Genomic DNA, 13,801 nt, shown 5'->3' on the forward strand with positions numbered 1-13,801 from the left:
CCTTGGACGGCGACGCGAACTTCCTCGCCCCGCTCGGTGTGCCGGTGCTCGACGGGCTCGGCAGCAGCGGCGCGGGCGCCCACGCCCGCCACGAACACGTGCTCGTCGACGCGATCCCCGACCGGATCGCACTGGTCGCCGGCCTGCTGACGCGGTTGTAGCGGCGGTCGGTCGCGGCCCTTGTGCATCCGGCCGGTGAACCTCGCACCCGTGGTCATGGACGGCCGAGGAAGCCAGGGGCGGCGACTCGGCTCGATCGGCCGCCGGGCCGGTTGTCCGGCAGCAGCTCACCAGCCCGGATCGTCCGCGGCACGGCTCACCGGGGCTTCGGCTCGGTGCCCGGGGCCGGCCCTCCCCGGGCGGGGCAGACGCCGGCGGCGAGCCACTTCTCCCGCAGGTCTGCCGGGATGTTCAGCGCGGTCGGCTGCCCGTTGGTGAGCGTGCGCACGCTTCCACCGAGCAGCAGGCTGCCCGCCTTGTCGAGCACCGCCGTGGCGGTCCGGCTGCGGCCTTCCGACCGTTCGAGCAGCTGCATCAAGCGCGTTCCGGCGCCGACCACGCGGCTCCAGCCCCGCGAGCGCGGTACCTCGAGCCAGTCGGCGACCTCCGGGGTGACGACCTGGCGGACGACCGCGGCGGCCACCCCGTCGAACGCCTTGCCGGGGATCATGCCCTCGTACAGCCGCAGGAGGTTGCGGGTGAGCTCGATTCCTTCCGCGGACGGGCCGTAGGTCGCTTCGACGAGTTCCGCGTTCAGTTCCCGGGCCCCGGCCAGCGTCTCCGGCATGGCGTCGGCCGGGATGCCGAGCATCGCGCCCGTCACCCGCCAGACGTAGTAGTAGTCCTCCGCCTCGCGTTCGGTCACCGTGATGCCGATCCGGCGCATGCCGTCGATGACCTGGACCGAGAAGATGAGCAGCGCACCCAGCATGTCCTGCTGGCACAGCGGCACCCCGTCCGCCGCCGCGTCCCACTCACCGGAGCGGGCGATGAAGTACCGGACCGCGGCGTGGATGAGCCGCGTCTTCTGGATCGTCGGCACGAACCCGCCGCCGGAGCCGAACGGCGCGGGACCCATCATGTTCAGCACGAACTGGGAGGTCTCCGACAGCCGCCGGTGTGGCTGGTTGAGCCGGTGGGTCAGCGACAGCACCCGGGACGGCCGCGGCTGGGCGTAGCAGTTCACCATGGCCCCGAACGACAGCACCGAGGCCACGTGCACGCCGTCGTCGACGAAGAACTCGTACGCGTCCGCGACCCGATCGAGATCCGCCCACTCCGGCGGGACGTCCGTGGCGACGAGGTAGCGGCGCACCGCCTCCGGCAGGTTCTCGGGAATGGGCTGGTCGTTGTCCCGGAAATGCGCCAGGACCTCGTTGACCACCTCGGTCTTCCCGCTGGACACCAGATCCGCGATCACGGCGTCGGCGAGCGGATCACCGTGGAACTTCAGCTCTTCGAAAGCGGGCGATCCGGCCGACGTGGATTTTCCGGTTTCCGGCACCCGCTGATTCTTGGCGGAAAGGAAATGCGCGGCTAGCGCCATCCGGGGACAACCGAGCCACGAACCAGTGACGGCTCCGGTCACATTCCGTCGACAATTGGCGTCGCTGACCGGGCCGGGGCCGATCAGCGTGGTGCTCAGGCCGGTGTCTCCCGAGGACGGTCGCCGAGCTCGAGGAGTGCGTCCAGCAGTTCTTCGGGCGTCTCGACTTGCGGCAGGTGGCCGGTGCGGGGGAGCAGGGTGAACGTCGAGAGCGGGATCGCGGCGGCGTAGGCCTTGCCGTATCCGGGGTCGACGATGCGGTCGCTTTCGCCCCAGAGCACGTGGACCGGGATGTCGAGGGCGCCGAGCCGGCCGGCGAGGGTGGGGTCGGCCATGGCCGGGCCGGTGTAGCCGAGCAGGGCCCGGACGTCCGGGCTCGGCCCGGTGCCGCCGCCCGGCGGGACGGGTGCCTTGCCCGGGTCGTGGAAGGAGTGCGCGCGCAGCTCGGCGGGGGAGAGGCCGCTGACGTCGGTCGGCGGGTGGCCGTCGACCTCGATGCCGATCCCGGCGATGATCACCGCGCAGCTGACCCGCGGGCACCGCTGCAGGGCGATCTCGGCGGCCAGCCAGCCCCCGAACGAGTTGCCGATCACGGTGACGTCGGTGAGGTCGAGCTTCTCCAGCAATGCGACGTACGTCCGCGCCAGCGCCTTGACGTCGGTGAAGCTTTCGGCTTTCGGGGTGCCGCCGAAGCCGGGGTGGGTGGGCAGCAGCACCCGGGAACGGGTGCGCTCGGCGAGCAGGTCGGCGAAGCCGGTCATCGTGGCGACGCCGCCACCTCCGTGCAGGAGCAGGAACGGCCGGGTGCGGTCGCGGTCCTGGAGGGTCACCTCGGCCGGGCCGAGCGTGCGGATTTCGGTGCGGGTGGGCCGGGGCGAGCCGGTCGTGGGGAGAGTCGTCATGGGTCCTTCTCGGTCGTCGGCTCGGTACCTAAGCGACCTTATATAAGGTTCCTTAGATAAGCAACCTGTCTCAGGTCGGTTAGGATGCGCGCATGGAGTACCGCCCCGGTGATGTCGCGTTGGCCGTCAAGCGCCTGCAGTACCGCCACCATCGCGCGCTGAGCCGCGCGCTGGCGCCGCTGGGGCTTTCCCTCGTGCAGTGGGACACGCTGCGGCACCTGCACCGCGAGCCGGATGCCTCGCTGCACGAGCTGGCGGTGCTGACCTTCCAGACCGACCAGTCCTTCGGTTCGCTGGCCACGCGGATGGCCGAGCGCGGCCTGATCGAACGGGTTCCCGGGCCGGGCCGGGCCGTGCGGCACCGGCTCACCGAGGAAGGCGCGCGCCTGCGCGCCGAGGGGCAGGACCTCGTGGACGCCGTCGTCGAATCTTCGTTCCGGGACCTGTCGGCCACCCAGCTCGACCAGTTGGGCGAGCTGCTGGACCGCGCACTCGGTCCCGGCCCGGCCGCTTAGGGCGTGTCTCAGGTGGCGAGCATGCGAAGCCTCTTGAAGCTGGTGAGAGCTGCGCCGGGGGTGAGGAATGCGAGGAAGTTGCCGGCTTTGCGTTCGTAGCGGATTCGAGTCGGGCTTCCCGCGATCCATCGAGCTGGGCGCAGTTGGGGCCCTTGCATGCCCGTCCAAGGCCGTTCAGCGTCTGCTGAAAATGGCGGAGGAGTGGCTCGCGGAGTTTCCTGCCCCGCCGGCAATCGTGATCAGCTGCCGGCCGGCCCGGCAGCTCACGCCCGCCGAGATCGAAGAAAAGGTGGCGGCTGCGCGGGCCGGGATGGCCGTCCGGGGGCTCGCTACTAAGTGTCAGTATTCACTGATCTATGGTCGGCAAGCACCTCGAAGCGCACGGGTGAACACACGTCGGCTTCTGCTCGATGCTGGTCAGACGGCCTTGGCGCAAGATCTGCCCCGGATTCGGCCCCTGACCACGCCCTGGTGGGGCGGCCGGGACTCGTAACCACCCTCGGCCGGTTCATCCCCCTTGCGGACAGTGACAGCAAGCCGTTGAACAGTCAGTATGGACGCTGGGGGCGATCATGGCGGGAGTGTCGGAGCTGGCGGCAGCCGTGCGCACGGCGCTCGGCAAGCTGTCCACCGCTAGTCTGACGCAAGCCGCCAGCTTGCTTGAAGAAGCCGCCAAGCCCTGAACCAGACCGGCTCACAGCAGCAGGAGATGACACGGGCTGTTGGTGGCTTGAGCACCGCCGCTCAGGCGGCCAATGAGATGGCCGATCTCGTCAACCGTGCCAGTGGCGCACTCAGCGGCTACCTCGAACGCCTCGGAGCTGCCAACCCGCCGGATGAAGGCGGCTCCCCTGCTGGAACGCCGACACAGCCACCAGTTGCCCCCGCGCAGGCCTCGGCGGTGCCGGACGGCCAGCGCCTCACCCGCGAACAAGCCGAAGCCCTCCAAGCCGACCTGCCGCCGCCCGTCATCGCCAACACGGGCGTCAAAACGTACGGGCAGTGGGTGGACGAGCACGGCCAGGCGCACCCCATTGCCAGCGGACGGGATGAGGACTCGGCGCGGGCTTGGGCCATCCTGCAAGAGCGCGGTATCCCTGTGCCGGCAGAAACGACGCGGGTATCGGATGTGGAGCAGAAGCTCGCCGCCCGCATGGTGGACGAGGGGCGCAAGCACTTGGACGTCGTGCTCAATAACCGGCCCTGTAAGGGTCCGTACGGGTGCGACACCTTGGTGCCGGTTATCCTGCCGGAGGGCTATTCCATGACGGTACACGCGCCGCGGTACCGCAAGACGTTCTCCGGAGGAGCGAAGCCGTGGTGACGCTGGAGGTCTGGTACAACCAGGAACCGGACAACGACTACGCCGAAGGCGACCCGCCCATTCTGGTAAGCACGACCGCCGAACTGGACGCCCTGATTGCCCAGGTCCAGGCTGACACCAAAGGCCTGCCGGTTCCGTCCATGATTGAGTGCTCCGTCCAGGGCGAACCACGACGCGGCGTGTTTGATATGGGCATTGGCCAGGAAACCGGCTTCGTCATGTTCATGACGCCCCGGGCAGTGCATACCGTAGGTGACGCAAGCCGGACCGGTAATGTGATTTATGACTACATGGGCAATGCGAGCGAGATACCGGCAAGCTGTGAGGTGTCGATGACTGAGGCGCGACGGGTGGCGGCGGCGTTTTTGGAGCGGGAGGAGTTGCCGTCCATGATGGAGGAGGCGCCTGATCGTCAGTAACAACACTCGACTGCGATTGCGCACTATCCAGTCGAACTACGGCTAATTCGGCTCATATTTGACTAAGCATGTACGCCGCATACCCGCGTGATTTCTGGATGGCAAATTCCCACTGTGCCTACCGGAAAACGGGCGGTACGGGGAGCGTGAGCGGCCGCGCGATCAGGCGCCGTGAAGGGCTGCGCAACCTGACACTTTGCATGCTCGGGTTGGTCTGGCCCAGCGCGGATATGACATCGGGCGAACTCGGATCGCCGGAATATGAAGCCTGGGGCCTTTGACATGCTGACGACGATGTTTCCTCCCAGTGGATGGACTCGATGGCCGACCGCGCGAAATGCTGCCCGTCGCGGGTCCAGGGCACTTCGCCATCGGCCGCTATCTGCTGAGACAGCCGGCCGACCGCCGCGGCGAGGTCGTCGACGTCCCATGGCCGGTTGATCTGTTCAGTGGAGTAACAGGCATAACAGAAACCCAGATGTGCGAGCAGTTCCCGCACCCGCCATTTGCCGTGATCGCGCCAGGACTGCAGCACCACGCCCACCCGCGCCCGCCACGTGGAGAACGCGGTGAACACCTACTTCCGCCACGGCACCTTGCCCGCCGCCGATATCACCTGTCACGCCGGCTGACGGCAGGAACGACCGGGTGCGGAGATCATGTCGACGTTTCCCCGCGGCAGCCGCGCCGTCCCGCCCGCTCGAGGATGTCGGCCGCCGCGGGGTCCGCCTTGAGCGCTTCGTCGAAGGTTTCCCTGGGCAGCACGGTGTTCGCCGCCACGGTCACGGTCTTGGGCGGGGCGTCGTAGCCGTCGGGCTGGACGTCCCAGAAGTTGCCGAGGAACGCGACGTTCTCCAGTGGCGGGCCCACCTGCAGCACGATCGGCGTGTCGGCCCGGCACACGATGTTCCCGACGACGGTGATCCACGCGGCGCCGTAGTCGGCGTAGAGCCCGAAGTTGTACGACGTCAGGACGTCGCGGATCACGTTGCCCCGGACCACCGCCCCGCCGGCGAACGACGAGCCCTGCGGTGCGGACAGGTAGATCCCGCCGCCGTCCATCAGTGCGCCCATGCTGCGTTCGACGAGGTTCCCGACCACCTGGGTGCCCTTGGCCCGCCCGCCACCGGTGATCACGATGCCGTTGTGCGGGACGTCGTGGATCTCGTTGTGCGCCACGGTGGTCTCTTCGGAGTCGAAGACCAGGACGGCGGGTGAGCCGCGGTACTCGGTGCCGATGTGGTGGACGAGGTTGTCCTCGACGGTGACGCGAGCCGAGTCCTGGACGGCGATCCCGCTGCCCGAGATCTCGTCGAAAACGTTTCCCCGGACCTCGACGGCGGTACTGCCCTCGATCGCCAGTCCGCCGGCGCCGAGGCGGGTGAAGTGGTTGCCCTCCAGCACGATCCGGCTTACCGAGTCGAAGGTGACGTTGGCCGGCAACTGGCTCGGTGTCGCCGGAACGTGGACGTAGCCCACGTCGGCACCCAGGTCGATCTTCTGGAATTCGCCGCGCTCGTGGTAGCCGTTGCCGTGGTAGTGCAGGTAGCCGCCGGAGCGGGCGGGACCCGGCCAGTTCGCGTCGGCGAAGGTGAGACCGCGCAGCACGATGTCGTGCACGTCGGTCCCGCTGACGAGCGTCTCGAGAACGGGCACGAGCACGGTGGTCTTGCCGATCTCCTCGCCGGGGCGCGGGCGGTAGTGCAGGACGTGTCCGCCCGGTTCGGAGCGGTCGACGGCGAAGGTGCCCGGCTCGCCGAGGAAGGCCACGTTGTTCTCGAGCACCGAGGGCGCGGCGAGACCATCCCAGGTCCCGTCCCCGCCGGCGCCGTACCACTTCGAGTCGTAGAGGGACTTGGCGTTGTCGAACGCGGGCTGGGCCATGGTGATGGTGGTCGAGGAGCCGTCTCCGGAGATCGCGGCGACGGCCAGGCGGGCTTCAGACCACGGATAGACGCCCGGGTAGACGAACTCCAGTCCCGAGGGATCCGGCCACGACTGAGGCTCAACGCTGTCCGTGACGTAACCCGTAGCTGTTTTCGTCACGTTTCCCGGAAGCCCGGTGGTGCGAGCCGCCCGGGCGGCGGGGCGGCCGTCGACGGAGAGCCGTCGTGGTACCAGCTCGCCGATCGGGGCGGTCCACCCGCCGTCGGCGTCCGCGGACCAGCCCGTGATCGTGCGGCCACCGCTGAACGCGACCTGCTCCTGTCCGGCCGTTCCGTAGCCGTGCGCCTGGTAGATCACCCGGAAGCCGTGGGTTCCGGAGTCGGCCTGCGGATCGTCGAAAGCGAGCGGTTCTTCGAGGTGGTAGGCACCGGCTCGGAAGGCGACGACGATGTCGCCGGTCATCTCGGCGGTGCGCGCGCGGACGGCTCTCTGGGCCGCGTGCGGGCCGGCGAACGGCCGGTCGAGGGTGCCTGGCCAGTCGTCCTGGCCGTCGGGGGACACGTACAACCTGTTTTCGGGCATGGCGAAGCGCTCCTGGAGGTTGTCTATCGGATATATTGAGGTTTATAAGATAAACACGATTGAGTGACCAGCGTCAAGGGAGCGGCGGATGGCTGAAGACGACGCGCAGCCGGATCCGGAACGGGCGATCGAGCTGCTGTGGGGGGCGCGCGAACCGGACCGGCCGGGGTTGAGCCTCGGGCGGATCGTCGCGGCGGCGATCGAGGTCGCGGACGCCGAGGGCCTCGGCGCGTTGTCCATGCGCAAGGTCGCGGAACGGTTCGGCACCACGACGATGTCGCTCTACCGCTACGTCCCCGGCAAGGCGGAACTGGTGGAACTCATGCGGGACGCCGTCTACGGGGAGGCGCCTCCGGAGCCCGCGGACGGGCTGGACTGGCGGGCCGGCCTCGAACGCTGGGCGCGGCGGACGTGGGAGGTGTACCGACGGCATCCTTGGCTGGTCTACAGCGCGGGAAGCCGCCGTCTGCCCGGGCCGAACATCATGGCCGGGTACGACCACGCGCTCGACGTCGCTGCACGCGGCGGTCTGGCGCCGGCTCAGGTGATCGCGGTCGTGAACCTCGTGGGCGGCTTCGTCGAGTCGGTCGCGCGTCAGGCGGGGGAGACCGCGGAACTCCAGCGGCGCACCGGGATCTCCCACGAGCGCTGGTGGAGCGAACGCGAGTCCCTGTTCGAGAGGCTGGACGCCTATCCGGCCTTGGCGGGGCTGTGGGAGAGCGGCGGGATGGACGAGCCGCTCGACCCGTTCGAGTTCGGGCTGCAGCGCACGCTCGATGGTGTCCAGGTGCTCGTCGAAAGCCGGCGACGTGAGGTAATGCGTGACGAAAATGGGGGAGCGGAGTGCTCGATGTGCGGGAAGCCGCTGGGCGGGGCAGGGCGGGGACGGCCCCGGGACTACTGCTCGAGAGCCTGTCAGCAACGTGCCTACCGCCGGCGCCAGTCGGCTCGGCCGTGACGCCTCTTTCCTGGGGAAAGTGACGTTTTTTGGGGCTTGGGAGGCTGGTGGGGCGGAGGTGATCCTTCGAGCGTATAACGGCCTATGCGGCGGGGCGATCCAGGGCCGGCTGTCGCCGATCGGCGCGGTTCACCGCAACGACGGGACGCCCCAGGCCTCGGCCACCCGGTCCGGCGTCAGCACCGCGCTCGGCAGGCCTTCGCCGACGAGGTGACCGTCCCGCAGCAACAGGCAGTGGTCCGCCTGATCGGCGACGGCGAGGTCGTGGGTGACGCGCAGGATGGTCACGCCTTCGTCGCGGGCGGCGGTGAGTGCCTCGTCGATCAGGGTCCGGGCGTGCGGGTCGAGTCCGGCCGTCGGTTCGTCGAGCAGCAGCAGCCCGGACTGCTGAGCGAGTCCCTGTGCCACGAGTGCCCGCTGCCGCTGCCCGCCGGACAGGGTGCCCAGCGTGCGGGTGGCGATCGAGGTGATGGCCAGCCGTGCCAGGCAGTCTTCGACCACCGCACGGTCCTTTGTGGTCAGCCGGCGCCACGGACCCCGATGCGCCCACCGCCCCATCGCGACCGTGGCGCGCACGGTGATCGGCAGCGCGTCGGGAACATCGCTGTGCTGGGTCACGTAAGCCGGGCGCTCCGGTCCCGTGGTCGTGACCGATCCGCTGGTCGCCGGCAGCACGCCGGCGATCACGTTGAGCAGGGAGGACTTCCCGGCCCCGTTGGCTCCGACGATCGCGGTGATCCGCGCGTGCGGTACCGCCGCGGTGATCCCGCGCAGCACCTCTTGGGGTCCGTAACTCGCGCGGACCGCGCTCAGCGTGATCGCTGCCGTGTCGTGACTCAACTCGCACTCCTACGATAATGATAGTCATTGTCAGTATAGTGGCGGCGTGGACTGGTTGCTCATCCCCTTCGAAGTGTCGTTCGTGCAGCGTGCGCTGGTGGCCGGGATTCTCGTCTCGGTGGTGTGCGCGCTCGTGGGGACGTGGGTCGTGGTTCGGGGCATGGCTTTCATCGGTGACGCGATGTCGCACGGCATGCTGCCCGGGGTGGCGATCGCTTCGCTCGCCGGCGTGAACCTGGTGATCGGGGCCGCGGTCAGCGCCGGGGTGATGGCGCTGGGCGTCACGGCGCTGGGCCGCTCTCGGCGGCTGTCCCAGGACACGACCATCGGGCTGCTCTTCGTGGGCATGCTCGCGACGGGCGTCATCATCGTTTCCCATTCGCGGTCGTTCGCGGTCGACCTCACCGGGTTCCTCTTCGGCGATGTGCTCGCCGTCGGCCGAGGCGACTTGACCGTCCTCGCCGTCACGCTGGTGATCGTGGCGGTGGTGTCGCTGCTGGGGTATCGCTCGTTCGTCGCGCTCACCTTCGACGCCCGGAAGGCGCACACGCTGGGCCTGCGTCCGGGCCTGGCCAACGCCCTGCTGCTCATGCTGGTGACGCTGACCATCGTGGCGTCCTTCCGCGTGGTCGGCACGCTGCTGGTGTTCGGGCTGCTCATCGCCCCCGCGGCGGCCGCGTTGTTCTGGGCGCGGCGCATCACGACGATCATGCTGTTCGCCTCGCTCCTGGGCATCCTGGCGACGGTCGCCGGGCTGCTCGTTTCCTGGCACTGGGGCACCGCCGCCGGCGCGAGCATCGCGGCCGGCTCGGTCCTGCTGTTCTTCGTTTCCGCGCTGCTGTCCTTCACCTGGCGCCGGCTGAGCGGGCGAATCCCTGACCCGACAACCGAGATCGAGCGTTCACGATGAAATTCCGGACACGCTGGGGTGCCGCTCTGTTCGCGGCGGCGGCACTGACGTCGGCGGCCTGCGGCGGTGAACGACGGAACGAGGTTCCCCCTGCCGAAGCGCCGCCGCACGGGTACGTCGAAGGAGCCGAGGAGGCCGCCGAGGCGCAGTCGCGCCTGGTCGTGGCCGATGCCGGAACGGGTGCCGTGCACGTGGTGGACCTGATCACCGAACAGGTCCGTCCGGCAGGGCGCGTCAACGGCGTGCGGAGCGTCATCGGCGATGGGCGGTTCGGCTACCTGACCGGTCAGGACGAGTCGGTGCACGTGGTCGACAGCGGATCCTGGACGGTCGATCACGGTGACCACGTGCACTACTACCGCGCTGCGGTCCGCGAGGTCGGTGTCGCGCCGGGCCGGAAGCCGCTGAGCGTCCACAGCGACCCCGTGGTGTCGGCCGTGTCCTTTCCGGACGGCACGACGAGCTTGCTCGACCGGGCACAGCTCGACCGGGGTTCCGTCGTCGAGAAGGCGAAGATCGTCCGTGCCGCCCACCTGAGCACGGCGGTGCCCTACCGCGAGCGCATCCTCGCGTCGGTGGCCGACCCGGGCCGGCGCTACGCGCGTGGTGTGCGGGTCTACGACCGGGAAGGAAAGCCGGCCGCGGAGATCGGGCCACCGTGCCCGGAGCTCCAGGGACAGGCGCTCACCCGGCGCGGTGTCGTTTTCGGTTGCGCGGACGGGGCGTTGCTGGTGACGGAGAAGGACGGCGTGTTCGCCGGGGAGAAGATCCCGTATCCGCGTGAGGTCGGCGAGCAGGAACGTGCGGTCCGGTTCGAGCACCGCCCGGGCAGCTCCACCCTCGCGGCCCGGGCGGGAGACGACGCCGTGTGGTCCCTGGATGTCGGCCGGCGGACGTGGAGCCGCATCGAGACCGGTCCGGTCGCCGCCGTGAACGCCGTGGGGGAGGGCGCGCCGTTGCTGGCGCTGACGCGCGACGGTGTGTTGCGGGCCTTCGACACCGCCACGGGACGGGAACAGGCGCAGACCCGGCTGGTGCCGCCGGAAGCGGCCGGTGGTGCCGTCCCGCCCGCGATCCAGGTCGACACCACGCGTGCCTACGTCAACAATCCGGCCTCGGGAGAGGTGTACGAGATCGACTACAACGACAACCTCCGCCGCGCCAGGACGTTCACCGTCGAAGGCAAGGCCAGCTATGTCGTGGAGACCGGCCGATGAGCCCCTCCGGCAGGCGGCGGCGCGCCGTTCTCCCCGTGATTGCGTTGATCACCACGGCACTCCTGGTCGCCACGGGGTGTTCCGCCGCCGGCGACGCCCGGTCCTCGGTGGTGGTCACCACGAACATCCTCGGTGATGTCACCCGCGCCATCGTGGGTGACCAGGCCGAGGTGACGGTGCTCATGAAACCGAACGCCGACCCGCACTCCTTCGGCATTTCCGCCCAGCAGGCGGCCGAAGCGGAGCGTGCCGGGCTGATCGTCTACAACGGACTCGGCCTGGAAGAAGGAATGCTGCGCACCGTGCGGGCAGCCGAGGACAGCGGGGTGCCCGCGTTGCCCGTCGGCGAGCGCGTGAACCCGATCAGCTACACCAGCGACGAAGCCGCCGGGCGTCCCGACCCGCATTTCTGGACCGATCCCGGCCGGGTGCGCGACGCGGTGAACACGATCGCCGAGCAGATCATCGCCCACGTGGCCGGCGTCGACGCGGCGGTGGTGCGAGCCAATGCCGACCGGTACCGCGGCGAAGTCGGCGCCCTCGACGCCACGATGAGCCGCCGCTTCGCGGAGATCCCGCCGCACCGGCGGAAACTCGTCACCAACCACCACGTGTTCGGGTACCTGGCCCGACGATTCGGGTTCGAGGTCGTCGGCGCGGTGATCCCCGGCGGCACCACCCTCGCCTCACCCAGCAGTTCGGACCTGAAGTCCTTGGCCGACACCGTCCGGGCCGCCGGCGTCCCGGTGATCTTCGCCGATTCCTCGCAACCGGACCGGCTCGCGCGCGTGCTGGCGGAACAAGCCGGCCTGCGGGTGGCGGTGACCCCGTTGTTCTCCGAGTCGCTGAGCGAGCCCGGCCAGGGTGCGGCCACCTACCTGGAAATGATGCACGCCAACACCGAGGCGATCGCCACCGGCCTGACCCGGCCTTGAACACGGACCCCACGCACAGCCGATGGAAAGACGAAAGGCAGCAGAAATGGTAGAAGCGCGGTTCACACGGCGGCGAACCATCAGGTACGCCGCGCTCACGGCGACGGCCGCGAGCACCCTCGCACTGTCGGCCTGCGGGTCCGAACCGGCTCAGGGCGGCGCTCCGGCGCCGGCCGCGGCCGTGGTCACCGAGCCCGTCGCCGTCACCTACGACGGCGGGATCTCCGTGCTCGACGGAAAAACGCTGAAGGTGGTCAAGGACATCCCCTTGGACGGCTTCAACCGCCTCAACTCCGCCGGGGACGGCAAGCACCTGCTGGTCTCGACCGCCACCGGGTTCCGCGTGCTCGACGCCGCCGGTGCGGTGCTGACCGACGCCGAGTTCAAGGCACCCAAGCCGGGGCACGTCGTCCGGCACGCGGGCAAGACGGTGCTCTTCGCGGACGGCACCGGCGAAGTGACCGTGTTCGACCCCAAGACGCTCGGCACCGGCCCCCTCCCGGCTCCGCAGCACAAGACGCCGGAACCGCACCACGGTGTCGCGGTCGAACTGGCCGGCGGTGAACTCGTCACCACCATCGGGAACGCGGACTCCCGGCCGGGGATCGTGGTGCTGGACAAGGACCGCAAGGAGATCGCCCGCAACGACCAGTGCCCCGGCGTGCACGGGGAAGCGGCCGCGCGGGGCGAGGCCGTGGTGATCGGCTGCGAGACCGGTGTGCTGGTCTACCGGGACGGCAAGATCACCAAGGTCACCAGTCCCGACCCCTACGGGCGCATCGGCAACCAGGCGGGTTCCGACGTCTCGCCGATCACCCTCGGCGACTACAAAGTGGACAAAGAGGCCGAACTCGAGCGCCCGACCAGGATTTCCCTGATCGACACCGAGAAAGCCACGCTCCGGCACGTCGATCTCGGGGTCAGCTACAGCTTCCGGTCACTGGCCCGCGGCCCGCGGGGTGAGGCGCTGGTACTGGGCACCGACGGCCGGATCCACGTGATCGACCCGGTGACCGGTTCGGTGGTGCGGAAGATCGAGGTGACCGGTACCTGGCAGGAGCCGTTGGATTGGCAGCAGCCGCGTCCGGCGATCTTCGTCCGGGGCGGGACGGCCTACGTCACCGACCCGAACAAGAAGGAGATCCACTCGGTTGACATCGAGTCGGGGACGAAGACCGCGACCGGCGCGCTCCCCGGCGTGCCGAACGAGATCAGCGGAGTGACCGCATAGGACGAACCGCGGGGGTGCCGGGGGCCGGTCCCGGTGGTGGGTGGACGGCCGGAAACGGGCATTCATCCTGTTCGTCTGTCCTGAGGGGACACCGGTGCGGCCGGGATCACGGTCCGGCAGGCGGTATCGACAACCGTTGCCAGGTAGTCTCATCAGGACACGGGCCGCTTGCGGGCTTAGGCTCGCTCATTCCGCGACCGCCGCAACGAGGTGGCGCGGTGCTGGTGCCGGATGACCAAGGAGGCCTCGTGATGCTGGGTGGGATCGCCGTCAAGGCGGCGGGTGTGGTGGTGACCGGCGTCGCCGGCGCCGCGGTGTACGACGGAGTGAAGCGGATGGCCCGGTCGGGTGCTTTCCGGTCGGCGACGGTCGCGGTGACGGCGTGGGGCCTCAAGGGCGCTCGAGCCGCCGAGACCGGCGCGGAGAGGGTGCGGCTGGCGACCGCGGACGTGCTGAGCGAGGCGCGGGAGCGGATCGGGGAGCAGGCGCCCGTTCCCGGTGCGCCGGCCGGTCACGGGCACGAGCACTGACCACC

Annotated in this window: 13 protein-coding genes and 2 pseudogenes; 10 read left to right on the forward strand and 5 right to left on the reverse strand. The window is 69.4% G+C overall.

Annotation, left to right across the window (positions count from 1 at the left end; genetic code table 11):
* Window positions 1-11 precede the first annotated feature (11 nt).
* Window positions 12-161 (forward strand): annotated as a pseudogene (locus ACLJQE_RS24630) (M20 family peptidase); the annotation flags it as partial.
* Between the two features lie 155 nt (window positions 162-316).
* On the opposite strand, the gene ACLJQE_RS24635 reads toward ACLJQE_RS24630, so the two are convergent.
* Both ACLJQE_RS24635 and ACLJQE_RS24640 read right to left on the reverse strand, forming a co-directional pair.
* Entirely contained in the window at window positions 317-1,504 is a 1,188-nt protein-coding gene (locus ACLJQE_RS24635; RefSeq protein WP_410641693.1) for an oxygenase MpaB family protein, read from the reverse strand.
* A gap of 137 nt (window positions 1,505-1,641) precedes the next feature.
* Window positions 1,642-2,448, reverse strand: a complete 807-nt coding sequence (locus ACLJQE_RS24640) for an alpha/beta fold hydrolase (RefSeq protein WP_410641695.1) — start codon at window positions 2,446-2,448, stop codon at window positions 1,642-1,644.
* 92 nt (window positions 2,449-2,540) lie between these two features.
* Between ACLJQE_RS24640 and ACLJQE_RS24645 the strand changes: the two genes are divergently transcribed.
* The 3 genes from ACLJQE_RS24645 to ACLJQE_RS24655 all read left to right on the forward strand — a co-directional run bounded on the left by ACLJQE_RS24645 (window position 2,541) and on the right by ACLJQE_RS24655 (window position 4,706).
* Window positions 2,541-2,963 (forward strand): MarR family winged helix-turn-helix transcriptional regulator, encoded by a 423-nt coding sequence (locus ACLJQE_RS24645; protein WP_410641697.1) that lies wholly within the window; start codon window positions 2,541-2,543, stop codon window positions 2,961-2,963.
* A 730-nt stretch (window positions 2,964-3,693) separates the two neighbouring features.
* Window positions 3,694-4,287 (forward strand): DddA-like double-stranded DNA deaminase toxin, encoded by a 594-nt coding sequence (locus ACLJQE_RS24650; protein WP_410641699.1) that lies wholly within the window; start codon window positions 3,694-3,696, stop codon window positions 4,285-4,287.
* Window positions 4,281-4,706, forward strand: coding sequence for an Imm1 family immunity protein (locus ACLJQE_RS24655; RefSeq protein ID WP_410641700.1), 426 nt, complete (start codon window positions 4,281-4,283; stop codon window positions 4,704-4,706). Before ACLJQE_RS24650 ends, ACLJQE_RS24655 begins: the two co-directional genes overlap by 7 nt.
* A gap of 397 nt (window positions 4,707-5,103) precedes the next feature.
* Here ACLJQE_RS24655 and ACLJQE_RS24660 read toward each other — a convergent pair.
* Window positions 5,104-5,262: pseudogene (locus ACLJQE_RS24660) on the reverse strand (ABC transporter ATP-binding protein); the annotation flags it as partial.
* A 101-nt stretch (window positions 5,263-5,363) separates the two neighbouring features.
* The gene (locus ACLJQE_RS24665; RefSeq protein ID WP_410641702.1) at window positions 5,364-7,175 is read right to left on the reverse strand and encodes a right-handed parallel beta-helix repeat-containing protein; all 1,812 of its coding nucleotides are present in this window, start codon (window positions 7,173-7,175) and stop codon (window positions 5,364-5,366) included.
* A gap of 88 nt (window positions 7,176-7,263) precedes the next feature.
* On the opposite strand from ACLJQE_RS24665, the gene ACLJQE_RS24670 reads away from it, so the two are divergent.
* Window positions 7,264-8,133 carry a TetR/AcrR family transcriptional regulator gene (locus ACLJQE_RS24670; RefSeq protein ID WP_410641704.1) on the forward strand — a complete coding sequence of 290 codons (870 nt, stop codon included), beginning with the start codon at window positions 7,264-7,266 and terminating at the stop codon, window positions 8,131-8,133.
* 129 nt (window positions 8,134-8,262) lie between these two features.
* Here ACLJQE_RS24670 and aztA read toward each other — a convergent pair whose 3' ends face one another.
* The gene (gene aztA / locus ACLJQE_RS24675; RefSeq protein ID WP_410641705.1) at window positions 8,263-8,973 is read right to left on the reverse strand and encodes a zinc ABC transporter ATP-binding protein AztA; all 711 of its coding nucleotides are present in this window, start codon (window positions 8,971-8,973) and stop codon (window positions 8,263-8,265) included.
* 46 nt (window positions 8,974-9,019) lie between these two features.
* Between aztA and aztB the strand changes: the two genes are divergently transcribed.
* The 5 genes from aztB to ACLJQE_RS24700 all read left to right on the forward strand — a co-directional run bounded on the left by aztB (window position 9,020) and on the right by ACLJQE_RS24700 (window position 13,796).
* Window positions 9,020-9,883, forward strand: a complete 864-nt coding sequence (gene aztB, locus ACLJQE_RS24680; RefSeq protein ID WP_410641706.1) for a zinc ABC transporter permease AztB — start codon at window positions 9,020-9,022, stop codon at window positions 9,881-9,883.
* A complete protein-coding gene (locus ACLJQE_RS24685; protein WP_410641707.1) occupies window positions 9,880-11,100 on the forward strand; it encodes a hypothetical protein in 1,221 nt (406 codons plus the stop codon). The genes aztB and ACLJQE_RS24685 overlap by 4 nt, the downstream gene beginning before the upstream one ends.
* The gene (gene aztC, locus ACLJQE_RS24690) at window positions 11,097-12,035 is read left to right on the forward strand and encodes a zinc ABC transporter substrate-binding protein AztC (protein ID WP_410641708.1); all 939 of its coding nucleotides are present in this window, start codon (window positions 11,097-11,099) and stop codon (window positions 12,033-12,035) included. Before ACLJQE_RS24685 ends, aztC begins: the two co-directional genes overlap by 4 nt.
* Before the next feature lie 46 nt (window positions 12,036-12,081).
* Entirely contained in the window at window positions 12,082-13,266 is a 1,185-nt protein-coding gene (aztD, locus tag ACLJQE_RS24695) for a zinc metallochaperone AztD (RefSeq protein WP_410641709.1), read from the forward strand.
* Between the two features lie 251 nt (window positions 13,267-13,517).
* Window positions 13,518-13,796 carry a DUF1490 family protein gene (locus tag ACLJQE_RS24700; RefSeq protein ID WP_410641710.1) on the forward strand — a complete coding sequence of 93 codons (279 nt, stop codon included), beginning with the start codon at window positions 13,518-13,520 and terminating at the stop codon, window positions 13,794-13,796.
* Window positions 13,797-13,801 lie beyond the last annotated feature (5 nt).

Source organism: Amycolatopsis sp. lyj-346 (assembly GCF_046548975.1).
In the GTDB taxonomy this organism is placed as follows: domain Bacteria; phylum Actinomycetota; class Actinomycetes; order Mycobacteriales; family Pseudonocardiaceae; genus Amycolatopsis.